General features: G+C 72.6%; 24 protein-coding genes and 1 tRNA gene. 10 read left to right on the top strand and 15 right to left on the bottom strand.

Annotated features, from left to right (window positions below):
• Positions 1–123: 123 nt before the first annotated feature.
• Both GXW74_RS22180 and GXW74_RS22175 read right to left on the bottom strand, forming a co-directional pair.
• Positions 124–597 (bottom strand): hypothetical protein, encoded by a 474-nt coding sequence (locus GXW74_RS22180; protein ID WP_211848778.1) that lies wholly within the window; start codon positions 595–597, stop codon positions 124–126.
• An 84-nt stretch (positions 598–681) separates the two neighbouring features.
• On the bottom strand, positions 682–1,224 hold the full coding sequence (locus GXW74_RS22175) for a GNAT family N-acetyltransferase (RefSeq protein ID WP_211848777.1): 543 nt from the start codon (positions 1,222–1,224) through the stop codon (positions 682–684).
• 113 nt (positions 1,225–1,337) lie between these two features.
• On the opposite strand from GXW74_RS22175, the gene GXW74_RS22170 reads away from it, so the two are divergent.
• The 4 genes from GXW74_RS22170 (at position 1,338) to GXW74_RS22155 (ending at position 4,614) form a co-directional block, all read left to right on the top strand.
• Entirely contained in the window at positions 1,338–2,168 is an 831-nt protein-coding gene (locus GXW74_RS22170; protein WP_211848776.1) for a CoA transferase subunit A, read from the top strand.
• Positions 2,165–2,917 carry a CoA-transferase gene (locus GXW74_RS22165; protein ID WP_211848775.1) on the top strand — a complete coding sequence of 251 codons (753 nt, stop codon included), beginning with the start codon at positions 2,165–2,167 and terminating at the stop codon, positions 2,915–2,917. The genes GXW74_RS22170 and GXW74_RS22165 overlap by 4 nt, the downstream gene beginning before the upstream one ends.
• Positions 2,914–3,309 (top strand): hypothetical protein, encoded by a 396-nt coding sequence (locus GXW74_RS22160; protein ID WP_211848774.1) that lies wholly within the window; start codon positions 2,914–2,916, stop codon positions 3,307–3,309. Before GXW74_RS22165 ends, GXW74_RS22160 begins: the two co-directional genes overlap by 4 nt.
• Before the next feature lie 72 nt (positions 3,310–3,381).
• Complete coding sequence (locus tag GXW74_RS22155; RefSeq protein ID WP_211848773.1) at positions 3,382–4,614, top strand: CaiB/BaiF CoA transferase family protein; 1,233 nt, start codon at positions 3,382–3,384, stop codon at positions 4,612–4,614.
• A 185-nt stretch (positions 4,615–4,799) separates the two neighbouring features.
• On the opposite strand, the gene GXW74_RS22150 is transcribed toward GXW74_RS22155, so the two are convergent.
• The 3 genes from GXW74_RS22150 to GXW74_RS22140 form a co-directional block, all read right to left on the bottom strand.
• Complete coding sequence (locus GXW74_RS22150) at positions 4,800–5,246, bottom strand: protein-tyrosine phosphatase family protein (RefSeq protein ID WP_211848772.1); 447 nt, start codon at positions 5,244–5,246, stop codon at positions 4,800–4,802.
• 151 nt (positions 5,247–5,397) lie between these two features.
• On the bottom strand, positions 5,398–6,303 hold the full coding sequence (gene pssA / locus GXW74_RS22145) for a CDP-diacylglycerol--serine O-phosphatidyltransferase (RefSeq protein WP_408903888.1): 906 nt from the start codon (positions 6,301–6,303) through the stop codon (positions 5,398–5,400).
• The gene (locus tag GXW74_RS22140; RefSeq protein ID WP_211848771.1) at positions 6,300–6,977 is read right to left on the bottom strand and encodes a phosphatidylserine decarboxylase; all 678 of its coding nucleotides are present in this window, start codon (positions 6,975–6,977) and stop codon (positions 6,300–6,302) included. The genes pssA and GXW74_RS22140 overlap by 4 nt, the downstream gene beginning before the upstream one ends.
• Positions 6,978–7,026: 49 nt before the next feature.
• On the opposite strand from GXW74_RS22140, the gene GXW74_RS22135 reads away from it, so the two are divergent.
• Entirely contained in the window at positions 7,027–7,455 is a 429-nt protein-coding gene (locus tag GXW74_RS22135) for a hypothetical protein (RefSeq protein ID WP_211848770.1), read from the top strand.
• Here the strand turns inward: GXW74_RS22135 and GXW74_RS22130 are convergent.
• Together GXW74_RS22130 and GXW74_RS28465 are read right to left on the bottom strand one after the other, a co-directional pair.
• The gene (locus GXW74_RS22130; RefSeq protein WP_211848769.1) at positions 7,395–8,480 is read right to left on the bottom strand and encodes a LysM peptidoglycan-binding domain-containing protein; all 1,086 of its coding nucleotides are present in this window, start codon (positions 8,478–8,480) and stop codon (positions 7,395–7,397) included. The genes GXW74_RS22135 and GXW74_RS22130 overlap by 61 nt on opposite strands.
• 76 nt (positions 8,481–8,556) lie before the next feature.
• A complete protein-coding gene (locus GXW74_RS28465) occupies positions 8,557–9,381 on the bottom strand; it encodes a hypothetical protein (RefSeq protein WP_211848768.1) in 825 nt (274 codons plus the stop codon).
• A gap of 17 nt (positions 9,382–9,398) precedes the next feature.
• Between GXW74_RS28465 and GXW74_RS22120 the strand changes: the two genes are divergently transcribed.
• Positions 9,399–10,079 carry a cytochrome b/b6 domain-containing protein gene (locus GXW74_RS22120; RefSeq protein WP_211848767.1) on the top strand — a complete coding sequence of 227 codons (681 nt, stop codon included), beginning with the start codon at positions 9,399–9,401 and terminating at the stop codon, positions 10,077–10,079.
• An 11-nt stretch (positions 10,080–10,090) separates the two neighbouring features.
• Here GXW74_RS22120 and GXW74_RS22115 read toward each other — a convergent pair whose 3' ends face one another.
• Positions 10,091–10,543: a c-type cytochrome gene (locus GXW74_RS22115; RefSeq protein ID WP_211848766.1), complete on the bottom strand. Its 453-nt coding sequence runs from the start codon at positions 10,541–10,543 to the stop codon at positions 10,091–10,093.
• 163 nt (positions 10,544–10,706) lie between these two features.
• On the opposite strand from GXW74_RS22115, the gene GXW74_RS22110 reads away from it, so the two are divergent.
• Positions 10,707–10,783, top strand: a tRNA-Pro gene (locus GXW74_RS22110).
• A gap of 96 nt (positions 10,784–10,879) precedes the next feature.
• Positions 10,880–11,197, top strand: a complete 318-nt coding sequence (locus tag GXW74_RS22105; RefSeq protein ID WP_211848765.1) for a hypothetical protein — start codon at positions 10,880–10,882, stop codon at positions 11,195–11,197.
• 43 nt (positions 11,198–11,240) lie between these two features.
• Here GXW74_RS22105 and GXW74_RS22100 read toward each other — a convergent pair whose 3' ends face one another.
• On the bottom strand, positions 11,241–11,426 hold the full coding sequence (locus GXW74_RS22100) for a DUF2842 domain-containing protein (protein ID WP_211848764.1): 186 nt from the start codon (positions 11,424–11,426) through the stop codon (positions 11,241–11,243).
• A gap of 181 nt (positions 11,427–11,607) precedes the next feature.
• Between GXW74_RS22100 and GXW74_RS22095 the strand changes: the two genes are divergently transcribed.
• Positions 11,608–12,123 (top strand): adenine phosphoribosyltransferase, encoded by a 516-nt coding sequence (locus tag GXW74_RS22095; RefSeq protein ID WP_211848805.1) that lies wholly within the window; start codon positions 11,608–11,610, stop codon positions 12,121–12,123.
• A 12-nt stretch (positions 12,124–12,135) separates the two neighbouring features.
• Here GXW74_RS22095 and GXW74_RS22090 read toward each other — a convergent pair whose 3' ends face one another.
• Positions 12,136–13,224: an AbrB family transcriptional regulator gene (locus tag GXW74_RS22090; protein WP_211848763.1), complete on the bottom strand. Its 1,089-nt coding sequence runs from the start codon at positions 13,222–13,224 to the stop codon at positions 12,136–12,138.
• 107 nt (positions 13,225–13,331) lie between these two features.
• On the opposite strand from GXW74_RS22090, the gene GXW74_RS22085 reads away from it, so the two are divergent.
• The gene (locus tag GXW74_RS22085; protein ID WP_211848762.1) at positions 13,332–13,706 is read left to right on the top strand and encodes a hypothetical protein; all 375 of its coding nucleotides are present in this window, start codon (positions 13,332–13,334) and stop codon (positions 13,704–13,706) included.
• Between the two features lie 12 nt (positions 13,707–13,718).
• Here the strand turns inward: GXW74_RS22085 and GXW74_RS22080 are convergent, their stop codons facing one another.
• From GXW74_RS22080 to GXW74_RS22060, 5 genes are all read right to left on the bottom strand, one after another.
• Positions 13,719–14,063 carry a flagellar biosynthesis regulator FlaF gene (locus GXW74_RS22080; RefSeq protein ID WP_211848761.1) on the bottom strand — a complete coding sequence of 115 codons (345 nt, stop codon included), beginning with the start codon at positions 14,061–14,063 and terminating at the stop codon, positions 13,719–13,721.
• Positions 14,060–14,494: a flagellar biosynthesis repressor FlbT gene (locus GXW74_RS22075; protein WP_211848760.1), complete on the bottom strand. Its 435-nt coding sequence runs from the start codon at positions 14,492–14,494 to the stop codon at positions 14,060–14,062. The genes GXW74_RS22080 and GXW74_RS22075 overlap by 4 nt, the downstream gene beginning before the upstream one ends.
• 66 nt (positions 14,495–14,560) lie before the next feature.
• Positions 14,561–15,388, bottom strand: coding sequence for a flagellin (locus tag GXW74_RS22070; protein WP_211848759.1), 828 nt, complete (start codon positions 15,386–15,388; stop codon positions 14,561–14,563).
• Positions 15,389–15,938: 550 nt separating this feature from the next.
• A complete protein-coding gene (locus GXW74_RS22065) occupies positions 15,939–17,003 on the bottom strand; it encodes a flagellin (RefSeq protein ID WP_211848758.1) in 1,065 nt (354 codons plus the stop codon).
• A gap of 4 nt (positions 17,004–17,007) precedes the next feature.
• A complete protein-coding gene (locus GXW74_RS22060; protein WP_211848757.1) occupies positions 17,008–18,537 on the bottom strand; it encodes a flagellar hook-associated protein FlgK in 1,530 nt (509 codons plus the stop codon).
• Between the last annotated feature and the right edge of the window lie 13 nt (positions 18,538–18,550).

Here is an 18,550-nt window from a genome sequence, read left to right as displayed (position 1 = left end):
GCATCGCATGCGCCGGCCCCCTCCGGTCATCGGGCGGGCGGCGGGATCGGCCGGGCTGCGCCGCCGCTGGCGGCGCGGGTCCGTTGCGCCTGCGGGGAGGCGCGCCGCCCCCCCCCCGGGAGATCACCGCTTGACGATGCCTCCGCCCGGCGCGCTGCCAAAGGCGCCAGGGCTGAGATTGCCGCCGCCGCCACCGAAATTGCCGCCGCCGAGATTGCCGCCGCCGAGATTGCCGCCGCCGAGATTGCCGCCGCCCGTCACGCCGCGGTTGCGGTAGGCCGAGGTCACCGCTTCCACGAGCCGGCCGCTGTCATTCGCCTCGTCCGTCACCCAGGCGAAGACCACCGCAACGCCGCTGGCGGAGATGCAACGGACGGTCAGCGCCTCCTCCCCGCGCCAGCCGAAGACTGTCTGGCGGTCCTGGGAGATGCTGGCGCGGAAGCCGACACTCTCCACCGCGCGGCTGCCGATGCTGAGGCATTCCTCCTGATTGTTCGACGGCAACTGCGCCCAGGCCGTGGAAACCGAGGAGGCCATCGCGGGCGAGCCCATCAGCGCGAAGGACGCGGCGAATGCGCGAAGCGGAATGCGGGACACGGAAACCTCCTGCCGGGTCGTTGCTTGCAAATGATCCTAGCGCAGGATGGTTGCAGATCGAGTGCGCGCGCGCACCGCAGCGCTTCAGCGCGCCGGGGCCGCCAGGCGGTAGAGCAGATGGCGCCGCAGCTCGTGGCCTTCGGGCAGCCGCGGATGCTCGAAGGTTCCATCCGGCCGCATGCCGAGCCGCTCCATCAGCCGCCGGGAGGCGGTGTTGCCCGGCACGGTGAAGGCGACGATCTCCGGCAGGCCAAGTGTCCCGAAGCCGAAGTCGAGCGCCAGCCGCGCCGCTTCGGCCGCATAGCCGCGGCGGCGAAAGGCGGGCGAGATGCGCCAGCCGACCTCGACCGCCGGGGTGAAGCGCGCTTCCCACGGAATGTTCATCAGCCCGACGACACCGACGAAGGGGGCGCCGCCGTGTTCCTCCGCCACCCAGAAGCCCCAGCCATGGGCCTCCATATGGGCCTGCAGGCGGGCCGCCCAGGCATCGCTTTCCGCCCGCGTCATCACCGCTGGGAAGTGGCGCATGCTCTCCGGATCGCCGTTGAGGACGTGGAGAGGTTGAAGATCCTCCGCCCGCCAGGGGCGAAGGGTCAGACGCCGGCCGTGCAGGGTGACGATGCGCATCTTCGTGCCGGAACGGTTCGGACGGCTCTAGCGCGCCTTGCCGCCGGTGTCACCGGCCGCGATTTGGCGCGCCCGCCGGCCGAGGGCTAGACTTCGCCACGGAGGACCCGACCATGATGCTGCCGTCCGTGGACGCGCTCGCCGCCCAGATCCCCGATGGGGCGCTGGTGGCGATGCCACCCGACAATTCCCTGCCGTCCGTCGCGCTCGCCAAGGCACTGATCCGCAAGGGCGCGCGCAGGCTGCGGCTGCTCGGCGTGCCGGTCTCGGGCTTCGCGACCGACATGCTGATCGGCGCGGGCTGCGTCGCGGAGGTCGAGACCAGCGCCCTCTCCCTCGGCGAGGCCGGCTTCCCGCCGCGCTTCACCGCCGCGCTGAAGCAAGGTCGCGTCAAGGTCCGCGACGCCACATGCCCGGCCATCCACACCATGCTCCAGGCAGCCGAGAAGGGCGTGCCCTTCATGCCGCTGCGCGGGATCATCGGCAGCGACATCCTCGCCAACCGCCCGGACTGGAAGGTGGTGCCGAACCCCTTCGCCGAGAACGGCGAGGACCCCATCGTGCTGCTGCCCGCCAAGCAGCCGGACTTCGCCGTCTTCCACGCCGCCATGGCCGACAGCGAGGGCAATGTCTGGCTCGGCCGCCGGCGCGAGTGCGCGACGATCGCCCATGCCTCGAGGCAGGCGCTGGTCACGGTGGAGCGTGTCGTCGAGGGCAATTTCCTCGAGGATGAGCGCATGGCCCCGGGTGCGATCAGCGCGAACTACATCACCGCGGCGGCGATCGCCGAACGCGGCGCGCATCCGGTGGCGCTGCTCGACGAATACGGCTTCGACAGCGCCTATGTCGCCGACTACGCCCGTGCGGCGAAGACCGAGGAGGGCTTCCGCGCCTGGATTGACCGCGAAGTGTTCGGCGGTGCGCGGAAGGTGGCTGCGGAATGAGCGCGATCGCCCTGGAAGAACGGCTGGCGGCGACGCTGGCGCGGCTGATCCTCGATCCCTCCGCCCCCCCGGCCCGGCACATCGCGGTCGGCGCCGCCTCCCCCATCCCGGCCGCGGCCTGCTGGCTGGTGAAGCTGATGGGCAATCCGGTGCGGCTTTCCCTGCTGCACAAGCGCAGCGGCAACCCCTTCACCGAGGGCACGCGGGAACTCTTCGACCTCACCGGCCAGGGGCGGATCGACCTGTTCTTCCTCGGCGGCGGGCAGATCGACGGACAGGCCAACCTCAACCTGGTCGGCACCGGCGAATGGCCGGGCATGAGCGTGCGTTTCCCCGGCAGCTTCGGGTCCGCCTTCATGTATTTCATGACGCCCCGGACGATCCTGTTCCGCGAGGAGCATTCCCCCCGCGTGCTGGTCGAGAGGGTGGACAACATCTCCGCCCCCGGCGTCTCGCCGCCTGGCGTCTTCCGCCGCGGCACGGCGCAGGCGCTGGTCACCGGCAAATGCGTCTTCCGCTTCCATCCGGACCGCGCGCGCTTCTCGCTGGACAGCCTGCACCCCGGGGAAACGGTGGACTCCGTGCGGGCAGCCACCGGCTTCGGCTTCGACGTGGACGGCGACATCCCCGCCACTCCCGACCCGACCGAGGCCGAACTCGCCCTGCTGCGCGGCCGCGTCTGCGACGAGATGGTCGAGACCTATCCCGACTTCTGCAGCCGGGTCTGGGGCCGCGCCCGAGCGGCATGAGCGGCCCTCTGGCGGATCCCGGGCTCTCCGCCCTGGTCCTCTGGGCGGTCCTGCCGGTGACCGCCGTCGCGAGCGTCGCCTGCTTCCTCATGTGGCGGGCACGGCGCGGCTGGGTGGTCCTGGAAGGCATCGTCGTGTCGCGGCCCGAGCCGGGCGACGCGGCCACGCCGATCGGAATTGCCGTGCCGCAACCCGACGGCACGACGCGCCTGGCGCACCTGCACATGGCGCGGCCGGGCGGGCCGCCCAGGGTCGGGGCGATGCTGACCCTGTGCCACCCGCCCGGCCACCCCGAGGCCCTGCAACCCGGCACGCCGGCACCGCTGCTGGCGGCCGCCTGCGCCGGGGCGCTGCTGTCGGCGCTCTGCCTTGCGGTGGCGGCAGGGTTCTGATCCACCCCCGCACCGTTCGACAAACGCGCGACGCTGACGCATCTTCCGGCCGCTATTCGGGAGAGGCAGGCAATGGACGACAACGCGGCGATCGAAACCGGGGCGAAGCTCTCGCCCGGCGCGCTCGCGGGCCTGCGCGTGGTGGACCTGACGCGCGTGCTCGGCGGCCCTTACTGCACCATGGTGCTGTCCGACCACGGCGCCGAGGTGATCAAGCTGGAACCCCCGCAGGGCGACGAGGTCCGCGACTGGGGCCCGCCCTTCAACGCGGATGGCGATGCCTCCTACTTCGTCGGCGTGAACCGCAACAAGCGGTCGGTCGGGCTCGACCTGTCCAAGCCGGCGGGGCGCGAGGTGCTGATGCGCCTGCTCGAAGGCGCCGACGTGCTGGTCGAGAACTTCAAGCCCGGTTCGATGGAGAAGTGGGGCCTCGGCTATGAACAGGTGCTGTCGAAGAAGTTCCCGCGCCTGATCCATTGCCGCGTCTCCGGCTTCGGCGGCGAGGGCCCGCTCGGCGGCTTCCCCGGCTATGATGCCGTGCTGCAGGCGATGGTCGGGCTGATGTCCATCAACGGCACCGAGACCTCCGGCCCGACCCGCCTCGGCAACCCGATCGTGGACATCGCGACCGGCCTGTTCAGCACCATCGCCATCCTGATGGCGCTGCACGAGCGCGAGAAATCCGGCCGCGGCCAGTATTGCGACATGACGCTGCACGATTGCGGCATGGCGCTGCTGCATCCGCATGCCGCCAACTTCTTCCTCTCGGGCAAGCGGCCCATGGCGACGGGAAACCCGCACCCGAACCTCGCGCCCTATTCCAAGTTCACGACGAAGACCTGCGAGATCTTCGTCGCCGCCGGGAACGACCCGGCCTTCCGCAAGTTCTGCGAGTTCCTCGGCATCCCCGAACTGGCGAAGGACGAGCGCTTCGCGACCAACGGCCAGCGCGTGGTCAACCGCGACGCGCTGACCGAGGTGCTGAACGCCCGCTTCGCCAGCGAGGACGGCCACGAGCTGACGCGCCGGATGCTCGCCGCCGGCCTGCCCGCCGGGCCGGTGCTGCATGTGGATGAGGCGATGGCCGCCGAACACACCGCCTTCCGCGACATGGTGGCGCAGATCGGCGAGTTCCGCGCGCTGAACACGCCGATCAAGCTGTCCCGCACGCCAGGCGGAGCACGCTCCGCGCCGCCGCGCTTCAATCAGCATGGGCGGGACGTGCTGCTCGGGCGCGGCTTCACGGAAGCGGAGATCGCGGCGCTGGAGAATGACGGGGTGATCGTCGCGGCGCGGCGGAAATAGGAGAAGACGGAAGGAAGAGGACTTCCCCCCCCCCCCCCAGCCTTCTTTGGCACTTGGGAACTGACCTCCAAGGACAGTCTCCAAAGGACAAGGAAGGGAGGGGGGATGGGGGAGGTTCCCCTCCCCCCGACCTTACTGCGCATCCAGCGCGAAGATGACGCAGGCGCGCCATCTCTCAGTTCCTGTCAGTCGCGCACCACCTGCCGGCTGGCCTCCGGCCGGACCGCATCGGCGAAGCCGATCACGAATGCCTCCTGCTGCGATGTCTCGATGGCCGCGGGGTCATAAGTCCCGCGCACCCAGCGAACGGGATCGTCGATGCCGGCCATAGCGCCGAGGCAGGCCAGTGCCATCCCCGTGCGACCCAGCCCCGCCCGGCAGCCGATATGGTAGGCATCCTCCGGTCGCGCCCGCATCGCCGCCAGCATCCCCGCCAGCACGGAACGCAGCGCCTCCGGGTCCGGCACGCCGAAATCGGGCACATCGAGCCGCCACTCGGCCTCCGCCACGCGCGCCGCGCGAGCCTCCAGGCACAGCCCCCGCGCGCCCTGCGGCATCGCGTCGAAGGGCCCGCAGGAGATCCGCACCTCCCGCCCCTCCAGGCCGAGCGTGACGACACCGCGCGGTGTCATGGCCGCGGCGGCGCGCGAAGCACACCCTGCCGCGGCACCATGCATCCCTCCCGATCGGCTACGGGCGCGACGGCGCGCCACGGGCCCGGGAGAAGACTGGCATTGGGCCGTGAATGGACCAAGACCGCGCATCACAGGGCCGTGCGCCGGATCACGCCGCGCCGGAGCGCGGACCCTCCGCCACCACCAGGGGTTCCAACATGCTCTCCGCCTCCCGCTTCAGCCGCAGGTAGGAACGCACGGAGAAGGGCAGCATGCCGAGGTAGCCGACCCCCGCCATGGCCAGCGCCGCCCAGGGCTCGGCCAGCAGCAGCGCGGCGAACAGCCCGGTGCCGACCAGCAGCGGCAGCACCACGTGGCGCGGCACCTTGAAGTTCTTGAAGGACCAGGTCGGCAGGGTGCTGATGGACAGCCCCGCCACCAGCAGAAGGATGATACCGACGAAGGCCGGGTGGCGGATCGCCGAGGCCAGGATCGGCCAGCCCGCCTGCGTGAACCACAGGCCGAGGAAGAGCGGGAACAGCACGCAGCCCGCCCCCGCCGGCGCCGGCACGCCGGTGAAGAAATTGTAGGTGTAGGCCGGCTTCACCGTGGTCCCGACATCGAGCGCGGCGTTGAACCGCGCGAGCCGCAGCGCCATGCACACCGCGAACAGCAGGCAGGGCGCGAAGCCCAGGGCCCGCCAGTCCTGCATGGTCCAGAAGTACAGGATCATCGCCGGCGCCACGCCGAAGCACAGGAAGTCCGACAGGCTGTCGAACTCCGCCCCGAAGCGCGACGTCGCCTTGAGCAGCCGGGCGAGCCGCCCGTCCAGCCCGTCGATCACCCCGGCGACGACGATCAGCACGGCGGCCTGCTCGAAGCGGCCCTCGAAGGCGAAGCGGATGGCGACCAGCCCGCAGCACAGGCCGAGCATGGTCAGCAGGTTGGGGATCAGCCGGTTGAAGGACTGCCCCTCGAAGCGTGGCCGGGTGCGTGGACGGAAGCGCGTGCGCAGGCGGCGCACGCGGCCTTCATCCCCGCGCGGGCGGCCCGGCCCGGGGCGGTCCTCGGTCACCGCGGACCGAGCTCGGCGATCACGGTCTCGCCGCCGATCATGGTCTGGCCCTCGCTCACCAGCGGCTGCACGCCCGGCGGCAGGTAGACGTCGGTGCGGCTGCCGAAGCGGATGATGCCGTATCGGTCGCCCGCCTGCACGGAATCCCCGACCTTGGCGTCGCAGAGGATGCGCCGCGCCACCAGCCCCGCGATCTGCACCACCGCGAGGTCGCGCCCGTCCGGCAGGCTGAGCGCGATGGCGTTGCGCTCGTTCTCTTCGCTCGCCTTGTCGAGGTTGGCGGAAAGGAACTTGCCGTGCCGGTAGGCGATGCGGGTGACCGTGCCCTCGGCCGGCATGCGGTTCACATGCACGTCGAGCACCGACAGGAAGATCGCCACCCGCCAGCGCGGCGCCTCGCCGAGGCCGAGCTCGGCGGGCGGCACCGCCGGCATGATCGAGACGACATGCCCGTCCGCCGGGGCGAGCACGAGGCCGGGGCGGGAAGGCGGCACGCGTTCCGGGTCGCGGAAGAAATACAGGCAGAAGCCGACGAAGATCACCGCCAGCCAGAACAGCCAGTTGCCGAGCAGGATCAGGCCGAGCAGCGCCGCCGCGCCCCCGCCGATGAGGAAGGGCCGCCCCGCCGGATGCGGCGGGGCGAGCACCATACGAAGGCTGTGTCCGAGGGCCATATCGGGCGCGGTTATGGTGTGTTCACCAGTCCCGGGCAACCCTGGCGGCATGGAAACGATTGCCCTCGGCCCCTTCGCCGTCACGCCCGACGGCGCCCTCGCGCCGCTCGCCGCGGATCCGGCCCCGGCGCTGCGCTTCGCCTGGCGCGGCCGCGCCTGCCGGGCGGAGGTCGCCGCGGATGGGCTGCGACTCGCCGCCGACGCGGCGCGCATCCCCTCCACCGCCGAACCCGGTGCCGACCGCCGCCGCGCCTTCGCGGCCGTCGCCCGCCTGCCCGCGCACCTGCCCAGCGGCTGGCGCGCCCGGTTGCTGCCCGACCACAGGCTGCGTCTGGAAGCCTCGGCGCCGCTCGCCGCCCCGGCCAATGCGACGGCGCTGGTCGCCTCGCTGGTGCGCTTCGTGCTGGCGCTCGATCCCTATCTCGATTCGCTGGAGGCGGCAGGCGTTGCCTGGCCGCCCGGCACGTCCAGGACCTGACCGGGGAAGATCCGCCCCGGATCGCGGATCTGCCCGCGATTGGCCTGGTAGATGACGGTGTAGCGCGGCCCCTGCCCGTAGGTGGCGCGGGCGATGCGCCAGAGATTGGTCCCCCGCTCCACCACAACGCGACGCGCGCCCAGGCCGTCGGGCGCGGCCGCGACCGGGGTGAAGGGCACTTCCGCCCGCGCCGCGACCAGCCCGCCTTCGCCGATGCGGTCCACCCGCAACGTTCCCTGCCCGCCGCCGGACGTGGCGACCTGCCAGCGCCCCTCGGCATCCGCGGTGGTGTCCGCGACATGGCGGTCACCGAGATGCACCCGCAGCGCAGCGCCGGCCGGCGCCGCGCCGGCGATACGGACATCGCCGTCCGCCTGCTGCTCGACCGAACCGATCGCGAGGCCGGGCGCGGCCTCTGCCGACGGGGCCTGCAACAGGCGCGGCGGCGCGGCGGAGGGCAGCAGCACGGCCACGGGCGCCTCCGCGGGCGCGGCGCGACGGACAGGTTCGGGCACGATCACCACGACCGTCTCGGCACCGGGCGAAGCCTCGGTCCCCAGGCGGGCGCGCAACGAGAGTTCCCACGCACCGGGGGCGATCGGCGCGGGCAGGATGACCCATTCGCCGCGTCCATCGGCGCGGGTGCGGCCGATCTCGCGCTGGCCGTCGAGCAGCAGCGACACCTCGGCCCCTGGCGCGGCGCGGCCGGCGATCACCGCCGAGCCGCCGGCCCCGACCCGCACGACGTCGAAGCTCGGGGCGCGGCTGGCGGCGGCCGGCGCCACGACCTGCGTCGGAGCCGGTCCGGAAGCCGCCGCGGTCGGGGCCGAGGCGGAGGCGGCCGGTGCAGCCGCCGGCCTTGAGGCCATGGGGACGGAGGCGGCAGCCAGCGGGGCGCTCACCGCGGCAGGCGGGGCGGCCCCCGGTGCAGCCGGCCGGGGCGCCTGCGGCCGGCCGAGATAGGCCAGCACAAGGGCCGGGATCACCACGATCCCGCCAAGGCCGATCATCGCGGCACGTTGCATCGCCGGTTCCCGAATCCGTCAAAAGGTTACGCCCTAACGGAAGCACCTGTGCACAAAGAAATCACCCCGGCACGGCTCATCGCCGGAGCAGCAGCGCCAGCCCGATCGCCGGCACCGCCGCCAGCGCCGGGCCGAGCCACGCCCCGAGCCGCACCGGCAGGCGCCGCCCGACCACCGGCCCGGCCAGCAGGGCCAGGGCCGGCGCGGCGGCGGCCGCGACATCCGCCGGCGCCGCCCGCGCCAGCACCGGCACCGCGGCGATGCCGGCAAGGGTGAGCGCCAGCGGCAGCCGCGCCGTCATCCCCTGCCCTGCCCCGGTCAGCGCCGCCCCCAGGATGGCGCCCAGGCCGACAAGTGCGCCGGGGAGGTAGGGCCCGCCTGCCCTGGCCGCAGCCACGCCCGCCGCCAGCGCGAGCCAGGCCATCGCCATCGGAGCGGTGGTTGCCCCACCGCGCAGCGCCAGAGCCATGGCGGCGAACAGCCCGAGCGCCACCGGCGCCGCCCGCAGCAGGCTGTCGGGGTGCATCGGCGCGCCGGCCATCCACCAGGCACCTGCCAGCAGGCCCAGAAGGCTACCCGCCACCTGCCGCGCCCGGCCGCCATCCGCCAGCAGCCCCGCCACCAGGCCGACCAGGGCAAGCGCCGGCAGCCGTTCCACCAATTGCCGGGGGGAAGCGTTGATGACGCCGAACAGGGCCATCAGCCCGACGAGCAGCCCGAATCCCCCCGCCGCCCCGGCGAGCCGCGGCCAGCCGAGCAGCCGCCCGCCACCCGCCCAGATCACTGCGGCCAGCGCGGCGATGATGCCGCTCACCGCCACCATCGGCACCGTGTCGAGTCCCATGCCGGTCAGGCTGCCCGAGGCATCGCGCCAGGGCGAGCGCCATGGCAGGCTCGGCACGACGAAGGAGCGGATGCATGGCGGGCAGGACCGTGCGGGTGAAGGTCTGGGACGGCTGGGTGCGGCTTTTCCATTGGTCGATCGTCCTGCTGGTCGCCGTTTCCTACGCCACCGCGAAGCTGCGGCGGATCGAGTGGCACATGCTCTCCGGCTGTCTCGCGCTGGCGCTGGTCCTGTTTCGGATCGCCTGGGGCTTCCTGGGTTCGGAGACGGCGCGCTTCGCCCGCTTCCTCGCCGGGCCGCGCGCGGTGCTGCACCATGCCGCGGCGCTGCTGCGCGGCGAGGACGAGGCGAGGCCCGGCCACAACCCGGCGGGCGGCTGGATGGTCGTGCTGCTGCTGGCGCTGCTGCTGGCACAGGGCGTGACCGGGCTGTTCGCCGACGATGCCGAACTCTACCGCGGTCCCTTCGCCGATTGGATCGGCTACGACGCGAGCCAGCGCGTCTCCGGCTGGCACGCGCGCATCTTCGACCTCCTGCTGATCGCGGTCGCCCTGCATGTCGCGGCGGTCGCGACCTATCGCATCGCCTTCGGCCGGCGGCTCGTCGGCGCGATGGTCACGGGCAGCGCGCAGTTTCCGGCCGACTCCGCGGCGGCGCGGACGCCGCCGCGGATGGGCAACCGCGTCCTCGCCGCGCTGCTGCTGGGCGCCGCGGCCGCGATGGCCGTGGCGCTGTGGCGGCTCGCCCTGTTCTGAACCGCGCGGCGTCAGGGCCGCTGGGGCAGCCGGAAGCGATCGTGGCACGCGTTGCAGGCATTGGTGGCCGCCTGGAAGGCGGCAGCGAAGGCGGCACGGTCGCCGGCGGCGGAGGCGGCGACGAGGGCGGTCGCGCCATCGACCAGGGCCTGGCCGTCACGATCGAAGGTCGCCCGATCGGTCCAGATCTCGGGACGCGCGCGGTCGTCGTCACGGTCGCTGCCGGGCGGGAACATCGTCAGCTTGCGGCGGGCGGTCGCCAGCACGGCCTCGGCCTGCGGCTGGACGGTGCGGGGATCGCCGCCGCCCTGCACCACCGGCGCGATCGCCCGTACCGCCTGCACCTGCTGCCGCATCAGGCCGCGACGCTCGGCGCTGAGATCCGACGGCGACTGTTGCGCCAGGGCGACGCCGGCGCCCAGCGCGAGCAGCCCGAACCCTGCAACCAACGCCCAAGACCTCATGGCATTCTCCCCAGCAAGGATAGCGCGCCGCACGACACGCGCGGCTACGGTGACGCTGCCATTCCCGCGAGGCAATGGCGCGTGACAAAGTCTCGCGGCACCCCGTCTTGCGGCCTCGGGGACCTGCCGCTATACCGCCGCCTCCGCAGCGCGGACCTGGCGACGGAGTGTAGCTCAGCCTGGTAGAGCACTGTGTTCGGGACGCAGGGGCCGGAGGTTCGAATCCTCTCACTCCGACCAGTTCCCGGCCGCGCCGCGAGAGTTAAGCCCTTGGGAAACCAAGGGCTTTTCTTTTGCCCGCTTCGCGTGCGCGCGGTGCGCGGCTAGCCTGCCGGCATGGTCCGCCCGCACATCCTCCTCGTCGGCCTCCTCCTCGCCGGCCCGGCATCGGCCCAGCCTGCCGTCGCGCCAGGCACGCCCTACGCCCAGGCGCGCGAATCGCTGCTGCGCGAGGGGTGGTCCCCACTCCTGGTACCGGACGCCGACCGCTGCGGGCGTGGCGATGCGCGCTGCGCGGGGCGGCCGGAAATGGTGGCCTGTGCCGGGACGGGCGCAGCGAACTGCCTGTTCGCCTGGCAGCGGCAGGGCACGCAGATCGAGGTGATCACCGCCGGCGACCCGGCCATCGTCACCGGCACGCGTCCGCGGCGCTGAGGGCGCCTCCGGCCTCGCCAGGGGCGATGGCCGGCCCGGGCGGTCAGCGCACCGCCCAGACGATGAGCCGCTTGGCGGGCCACACCCAGGCAACGCCGGCCACGGCGAAGAAGGCGAGTTCCAGCGCCCAGTGCAGGCCGCGCACATGGTCCGCGACCACCAGCACGCCGGCGACGTAGAGCAGGAATCCGAGGAGACCGGCGATCAGGGCGATGGAGGTGCGGGACATGCCCCGCATCTGACGCGTCCGCCGCCATCCGCCAAGTCCCGATCGGCGGCATCGACAGGCGGATCGCCGCACTTCTACTTTGCGCGCAGGAAGGCTAGCGAAGCGCCGGCCCGTCGCCGCGGCCCCTGCGGCGGCGCCCCCCTCCATCAGGACCGGCAGCGATCCCGTGACGACCGACAGCATCGACATCAAGGCCCATATCCGCGGCATTCCGGATTTCCCGAAGCCGGGCATCCTCTTCTACGACATCTCCACCCTGCTGCGGCACGGACCGGCCTGGCGGGCCGCCATGGCCCGGCTCGCCCGCGCGATCCGGCCGCACAAGCCCGACCTGCTCGCCGGCATCGAGAGCCGCGGCTTCCTCGTCGCCGCGCCGCTCGCGCTCGAACTCGGCCTCGGCTTCATCATGCTGCGCAAGCCGCGCAAGCTGCCGGGGCTGACCATCGGGCTGAACTACGCGCTGGAATACGGCACCGACCGCATCGAGATGCAGGCCGACGCCGTGCAGAAGGGCCAGAGGGTGATCCTGCTGGACGACCTGCTCGCCACCGGCGGCACCATGGCCGCGGGCATCAGCCTGCTGCGCCAGGCGGGGGCGGTGGTGCCCTGCGCGGCCGCCCTGATCGAGCTGACCTTTCTCGGCGGCAGGAACCGGATCGACGTGCCCTTCGAATCCCTCGTCGCCTACGACGAATAGCACCGCGGCCGCCTATCCGCCGTGGTCTTCGGGCGGTGGGCGGCGGACCAGGCCGAGCGCGAGGGCGAGCCTCCAGATCGGGCCGACCAGCAGGTTGCACAGCACCGTGCGCACCAGGTGGAAGCCGAGCACCAGCGGCACGGCGAGGTCGAGCGCCTTCGCCGTGACCGCCATCTCCGGCATGCCGCCCGGCGCCATGCCGAGCACCACCGCGACCGGCGGCAGGCCGGACAGCCAGCCGAGGCCAAGCCCGAGCAGCGCCAGCAACACGCCCACGGCCAGCGCGGACGCCAGCCCCGCCGCCGCCAGCCGCCGCGGCCCGCCGCCGAGACTCTGCGGCGTGAGACGCAGCCCGAGGCTCGCCCCCATCGCCAGCTGCGCCGCATCCACCATCCAGCGCGGGATGGAGGACGGCAGCAGCCCGCTGCCCGACAGCCCCATCGCCAGCAGGCAGGGCGCGATCATGGCGGCATTGGCGAGCCCCGCCCACGCGCCCAGCAGGGCCGCGAGCGCGCCGCACGCCAGCAGCAGCGCCATCCCGCCCCAGGCGAAGCCCGGCAGCGCGGCGGAGAAGGCGGCATCCCGCCCGCCCACGGCGATCACCGCGACCAGCGCCGGGAAGGTCAGCACCACCACCGCCATGCGGATGGTCTGCGCCACCGTCACCGCAGAGACCGCCGCGCCCGCGCGCTGCGCCAGCACCGCCATGGTGACGATGCCGCCCGGGATGGCAGCGTAGTAGGCAGTGCGCGCATCCGACCGGGCGATGCGGGCATAGAGCGGCGCCACCGCCAGCCCCGCCAGGATGGACAGCACCCCGCCCGCCAGGATGGCCGGCAGGGAGGACGCGACCGCCGCCATCACCGGCGCGGTGAAGCCCTGCCCCAGCCCGAGACCGAGCACGACGAGCCCCGCCGGGCGCAGGAACTTCGGCACCGCCGCGGCCCCGCGCCAGCCGAGCCAGGCGGTGGACAGCATGGCGCCGACCATCCAGCCGAGCGGCAGGCCGATGGTGTTCAGCAACCCGCCGGCCAGCACCGCGAGCAGCAGCGTGCGCAGATAGGCATCGGGCGGCGGAGCGTAGGACGGCGGATCGGACACGGGCAGGCGGGCAGAATCGTCGCGCGCGAGGCAGCGGTCAAAGTGCGCCGCGCGACGTCAATCCTTCGTTCATCTTCATCTCGGAGAATGACGATGGAGTCACAACCATGACAGCCGACATTGCGCTTCCGATACGCCCGGTCGCCGAAGTCGTCCGCGCGCCCCAGCGCGCTGCGGGGGGTGAACGCGATGCAGGTGCCGCGCCGCCGGCGCCTGTGCCGGCCCCTGCCACGCCGAATCCGCGGCTGCGGCTCGATGGCAGCCTCGGCATGGTGGTCATCGAATTCCGTGACGCGGCAGGGGGCGTGGCCAACACCATCCCTTCCCCCCGGCAGATCGCGGCCTATCGCGCAGCGGTGGTCACGGATGCGCCGGTGCCGGTCGGCGTGCGGCCGCAGACAAGCGCCGATGCTGCGGCAATGCCCGAAACCGAGGCGCCGCCCCCACCCACGCGGCAGGACGCGCCCGCCGCGGAGGCGTGAGGCGCCGGCGCGTCAGCCGCGGCCAGTGAGACCGGCAGCCACCTGGTCGTTCACTTCGATCAGGAAGGCGAGGTCCGGGTCGCCCAGTTCCATCTCCCGCTGCACGGCGCGGCCAAGCGAGATCAGCCCCGCGCGCACGGTCGGCGGCAGCCGGTTGGCGGGATCGGCCAGGGCGGACTCTACCGCCAGCCAAAGCCGCCGGTTGTCTGCGACCGCGCGCACACGTGCCGCACCCTCCTGCTGGCTGGCGGCGCGCAGCCCGCCGGTGACGCGGCGGAACACATCCGCCTCCTGCTCGCGCGGGTCGAGCGCGGCACGGGTCGCGCCATAGGCGCGGGCGATGTCAGCGAGAGTCATGGCGCCTCCTCATCCTCGGCGGTTGCGGCGCCGGGCAGCGCCACGCCCATCACCACCTCCTCATGCCGCATCACGCGGCGCACCAGCTTGAGCGCCTGGTAGCACTCATCGGCCTCGGCCGCGGCGAGCGCCCGGTCGAGCAGATCCCGCGCGAGGGTGGAGGTGGTAGCGGCCTGGAACTCGGCGATCAGGCGGCGGGCGACGGTCAGGCCGGCCTCACGCTCATCCTCGTCGCCGATATAGGCAGTCTGCAGCGCGAAGTAGATGCGGCGGGAGGGCGTGTTCGCGCCCTCCGGCGTCATCAGCTGCTTGCCAAAGAGGAAGCGCGCCTTGGCGGTGAGCTCGATGCGCGCCCGGTTGCGAAAGCGGATCGGCGCGCCGTTGACGACCATCAGGTCGCCTTGCCGAAGTTCAAGCACCAGCGTGGACATCCTGTCCTCCCGGCCGAATGTGGATGGGGTGGCGCCGGGCCAGGGCGCCCGACGCCACCGCCGGGATCAGCGGAACAGGCTCAGCAGGGTCTGCGGGGCCTGGTTCGCGATCGAGAGCGCCTGGGTGCCGAGCTGCTGGCGGATCTGCAGCGACTGCAGCCGGGCGGATTCCTTGGCGAGGTCGGCGTCGATCAGCGCGCCGAGGCCCGCTTCCAGCGCATCGGCCTTGTCCTTGTTGTAGGCGACCTGGTTGTCGATGTAGCGCGCATCGCTGCCGAAGGTGTTCAGCGCGTTGCTGATCGCCGTCTGCACCGTGTCGAAGTCGCCGCCATCGGCCAGCGCGGCCTGCGCGGCGGTGGCATCGGTCGGCGCCGCGGCGACGATCAGCGTGCCCGCGCCATCCACCGAGGTGATGGTGTAGGTCGTGCCGCTCTCGTTGCGCGTGGTGGTGATGTCGCCGCCCGGCGCGGCGGTGGCGAGCAGCGTGCGGCCATTGTAGGTCGCATCCGAGATGAAGTTCGTGATCTGCGTGCGCAGCGCATCGTACTGCGCTTCGTACTGCGCGCGCTGATCGGCGTTCAGCGTGTCGTCCGCCAGGCGCACCAGCGTCTCGCGCACCTTCACCATCGTCTCCGAGACCTTGTTCAGGCCCGAAAGCGCGGTGTCCAGGATGCCCTTCACGCCGCCGAGCTGTTCGTTCGCCGCCGTCAGGCCGGCGACATCGGCACGCACCGACTGCGCCACGGCGAAGGCAGCGCCGTCGTCCTTGGCGTCGTTCACGCGCAGGCCGGTCGAGATCCGCTTCTGCGTGGTGTTCAGGTCGGTGTTGGTGCGGTTGAGCGATTGCAGCGCCACCTGGGCGCCGATATTGGTGTTGACGGAGTTCAGCGACATCGGGGTCTTCCCCTGGATCCGGTGGCCCGGTGGTGGTGACCGCCGCCCGGGCCGGGTTGCGCGCCGCGTCTTGCGGTGTCGAGCACAGAATGCAGACGGCGCGTTAACCGACACTGAATCCGGAACGCCCGGGTTGAGAGGCGCGCCGCCCCTTTCAAACTCCCTGCGCAAGGGGTCCGGGTCGCCGATGCATGGCATCGGCGATGCCCCCCTCTGTCGGCCACAGGACCTTTCGCCCCCGACACCCGAGTCACCGCGGGTCCAGGGCACCGTGTCCCCTGCCGGGGGAGCACGAGGGGGCAGAGGCCCCCCCGGTCCACATCGCCCGCTGATGACCCGATCCCGACATCCCGCTGACGTCGCCCTCGCTCCGCCAGCCCGTGCCTCCGGCGGCCTGCCGCTCCGCTTCGTTCGCCGGAGATCCGGCGAACCAGGCAGGCAAGCCGCTAGAGCGGTTTCCGTTCGCCTTGGCTCACGGCAACCGCTCCGGCCTCTTGTTTTCGCGAGCATCTTTACCCGATCAGGTGATTCCACCTGATCGGGATCTGCTCTAGCGCAGGAACTGCGTCAGCGTCAGCCCGGAAACCAGAGCGATCGCGTTGTAGGATGCCTCGAGCTGCGTCTTCGTGTTCTGCAGCCGGCTGATCGTCTCGGCCATGTCCACTTCCTCGATGCTGGCGAGCTGACCGGCGAGCGCCACCGAAACCTCCGAATGCCGCTGGGCGGTCGTCTCCAGCCGCTGTTCGGTGACGCCGAGCGCGCCGCGCTCCTCCCCGATCGCGTCGATGGCGCTGCGCATCCCGTCGCGCACGGTCGCGATCAGGTCGGTGAAATCGGTGCCGAGCGCCGCCTGGGACGGGTCCATCGCCGCGAGCGTCGCCAGCCCGCGCAGGATGTCGCGCGCCCAGGATCCGGTCGTCTCGCCCTCGCTCGTCGCCGTCGCGTTGCGGTTGGCGAAGACGCCGTAGCCGACCCGCTCGCCTTCCGCCGCCGGCACGCTGCGGCGCGGTTCCGTCAGCCCCAGCGCGGGGTCCGAAAGGAAGGCCGAGAACGGCGTCGTGCCCGCGGCGTCGGAGGATGCCGCGGCGAGCGTCGCCGCCGCCACCGCGGCCGCGTTGCCGCCGCCGAGCCCCGCCACCGCCGCCGCGATGTCCGTCGCGAAGCCGGAGGAGGCGATGTTCTCCGGGTCCGGGATCGGCGGGTTGGCGCCGTCGCTGCCGCCGAAGAGGTACTCGCCGGCGTAGCGCTCGTTGAGCAGGCTCGCGAATTCGCTGAGCGCCGCCTTCGCCTGCGCGGCCACGGCGGAGATGCGCTCCTCGCTCGTGCCGTCGATGAGGATGGCTTCCTCGTAGAACTGCGTCGCGATGTCCGACATGCGGCCGAGCGCCTTCTGCGTCACCTCGGTCCGCGCCAGGGCGCGGGAGATCGTGCCCTCCCAGGCCTCGCGCCGCGCCATGTCGGCGCGCAGGTCGATGGCGCGCCGGGCCTCCGGCGCGATGTCGCCGTAGCCCGGCCCCTTGCGCCCGTCCGACATCTGGCGCGTCAGCACCTCAAGCCGCGCGCGCAGGGCGGCGGCACCGGCATCCAGGCGGCCGATCGACCCGATTCCGCTCATCGCATCACCTCACCGCGCCGAGCAGCGCGTCCCACATCGCCTGCACCGTGCTCATCACCCGCGCATTGGCCGCATAGGCGTTCTGCAGCGCCACCATCGCTGCCATCTCGGTATCCACGTCCACGCCGGAACGCTGCGCGAAGCGCGCCTCCAGCCCCTGCACCATCGCATCGGCGCCGGTCCGCGCCGCGGTCGCCGCCGCGCGGTCGGCGGTCTGCGTCGCTGTGACCAGCGCGGCGTAGCCTTCGAGCGTCGCCGGCGCGCCGAAGGGGGAGGAGAGCAGCCCATCCGGCCCCAGCCCGCCGGTCGGGATCGGGTCCCAGGCGACGCCCGCCTGCGCCTCCGCCCCGAAGGTGTAGTCGAGGACGCGGTCGAGCAGCGTGGTGAAGCCGCTCGGCCCGCCCGACGGGTTCGGCGTGAAGGCCGAGGGCCCGCCGGCGCTGCCCGCGACGGCATGGGTGCCGTCGCGCAGCAGGGAGGGGTCGGCGCTGACCGCCGGGTTCACCCGGATGCTGCCGGCGAAGCCGAGCATCGCGCTGGTGGAATAGGGCTGGGTGACATCGGGCACGCTGCCCGAGGCATCGGTGAACAGGCGCAGCCCCTGCCCCTCGAAGCGCGCGGCGAGCTGCGCCGCGGCGAGATCCGCCTCGGCCTGGTAGCGCGGCAGCGTCTGGTCGCGCAGCGTCACGTATTCGGCAAGCCGCCCGCCGGCCAGGCTCTCCGTCACGTCCTGGCCGCCGAGCATGATGCCGGGGATGGTGCCCCCGGCGCCGTGATAGCTCGACGCGCCGATGGTCGCGTCGGCGGTCGAGAAGGCGTCGCCCTTGGCGTCGAGCGGCAGCACCAGGCCGTTGCGCGCCACCAGCACGAGGTTGCCGTCCTCGCTCTTGAGCGCCCGCACCTCGATCGATTCCGACAGCGTCGCGATGGCCGCGTCGCGCTGGTCCTCGAGCGCCGCGGCGCTGCCGGTCAGCGCCGTCTGCTCGCGGATCTGCTGCGTCAGCGCGGCGATTTCGCGCAGCGAGGCATTGATGCGCGCGACCTCGGTCACGATGCCGTCCTGCGCCTCCTGCCGGGCATCGCCGATCGCCGAGGAGACCTCGTTGAGCCGCGTCGCCAGCGCCTCGGCATCGAGCAGCAGGCTGGATTGGCGGCCGGCCTCGGCCGGGTCGGCGCGCAGGTCCTCGAAGCCGGTGCGCAGGGCCGCGGTCAGGTCGCCGAGGCTCTCGCCGTTCTCGGGATTGCCGTGGGCGGTCTCGATCGCCTGCAGCAGCCGTTCCCGCACCTCGGCGCCGGCGGCGGCGGCGCGACGGGAATTGAGCTCCGTCACCAGCGCCTCGTCGACGTCGCGGGTCGGCGCCAGGCTGCGCACGCCGATCCCCGCGCCGTCCACCTGCACGGCCCGGCTGGCGACGGTCTTCTTGGTGTGACCGACCGTATCGGCATTGGCGACATCGTTGGCCGAGGCGGCCAGGGCGCGCTGCGTGTGCAGAAGGGCGGAACGCGCGGTGATCAGCGCGGCGTCGAGGCTCATGGCGGCGCTCCGT

This window comes from Neoroseomonas eburnea (genome assembly GCF_018129005.1).
Lineage (GTDB): Bacteria > Pseudomonadota > Alphaproteobacteria > Acetobacterales > Acetobacteraceae > Neoroseomonas > Neoroseomonas eburnea.
The sequence above is the reverse complement of the archived record's forward strand: the minus strand, read 5'-3'. Positions and strand labels throughout refer to the sequence as shown.

Bases quoted from the DNA above. Each gene is read 5' to 3' on its own strand.
- GXW74_RS22120 (WP_211848767.1), top strand. From the start codon at position 9,399: ATGGCGGGCAGGACCGTGCGGGTGAAGGTCTGGGACGGCTGGGTGCGG.
- GXW74_RS22080 (WP_211848761.1), bottom strand. From the start codon at position 14,063: ATGACTCTCGCTGACATCGCCCGCGCCTATGGCGCGACCCGTGCCGCG.
- GXW74_RS22100 (WP_211848764.1), bottom strand. From the start codon at position 11,426: ATGTCCCGCACCTCCATCGCCCTGATCGCCGGTCTCCTCGGATTCCTG.
- GXW74_RS22070 (WP_211848759.1), bottom strand. From the start codon at position 15,388: ATGTCGCTGAACTCCGTCAACACCAATATCGGCGCCCAGGTGGCGCTG.
- GXW74_RS22115 (WP_211848766.1), bottom strand. From the start codon at position 10,543: ATGAGGTCTTGGGCGTTGGTTGCAGGGTTCGGGCTGCTCGCGCTGGGC.
- GXW74_RS22130 (WP_211848769.1), bottom strand. From the start codon at position 8,480: ATGCAACGTGCCGCGATGATCGGCCTTGGCGGGATCGTGGTGATCCCG.
- GXW74_RS22135 (WP_211848770.1), top strand. From the start codon at position 7,027: ATGGAAACGATTGCCCTCGGCCCCTTCGCCGTCACGCCCGACGGCGCC.
- GXW74_RS22085 (WP_211848762.1), top strand. From the start codon at position 13,332: ATGACAGCCGACATTGCGCTTCCGATACGCCCGGTCGCCGAAGTCGTC.
- GXW74_RS22150 (WP_211848772.1), bottom strand. From the start codon at position 5,246: ATGACACCGCGCGGTGTCGTCACGCTCGGCCTGGAGGGGCGGGAGGTG.
- GXW74_RS22160 (WP_211848774.1), top strand. From the start codon at position 2,914: ATGAGCGGCCCTCTGGCGGATCCCGGGCTCTCCGCCCTGGTCCTCTGG.
- GXW74_RS22165 (WP_211848775.1), top strand. From the start codon at position 2,165: ATGAGCGCGATCGCCCTGGAAGAACGGCTGGCGGCGACGCTGGCGCGG.
- GXW74_RS22065 (WP_211848758.1), bottom strand. From the start codon at position 17,003: ATGAGCGGAATCGGGTCGATCGGCCGCCTGGATGCCGGTGCCGCCGCC.
- GXW74_RS22170 (WP_211848776.1), top strand. From the start codon at position 1,338: ATGATGCTGCCGTCCGTGGACGCGCTCGCCGCCCAGATCCCCGATGGG.
- GXW74_RS22060 (WP_211848757.1), bottom strand. From the start codon at position 18,537: ATGAGCCTCGACGCCGCGCTGATCACCGCGCGTTCCGCCCTTCTGCAC.
- GXW74_RS22175 (WP_211848777.1), bottom strand. From the start codon at position 1,224: ATGCGCATCGTCACCCTGCACGGCCGGCGTCTGACCCTTCGCCCCTGG.
- GXW74_RS22105 (WP_211848765.1), top strand. From the start codon at position 10,880: ATGGTCCGCCCGCACATCCTCCTCGTCGGCCTCCTCCTCGCCGGCCCG.
- GXW74_RS22075 (WP_211848760.1), bottom strand. From the start codon at position 14,494: ATGTCCACGCTGGTGCTTGAACTTCGGCAAGGCGACCTGATGGTCGTC.
- GXW74_RS22155 (WP_211848773.1), top strand. From the start codon at position 3,382: ATGGACGACAACGCGGCGATCGAAACCGGGGCGAAGCTCTCGCCCGGC.
- GXW74_RS22140 (WP_211848771.1), bottom strand. From the start codon at position 6,977: ATGGCCCTCGGACACAGCCTTCGTATGGTGCTCGCCCCGCCGCATCCG.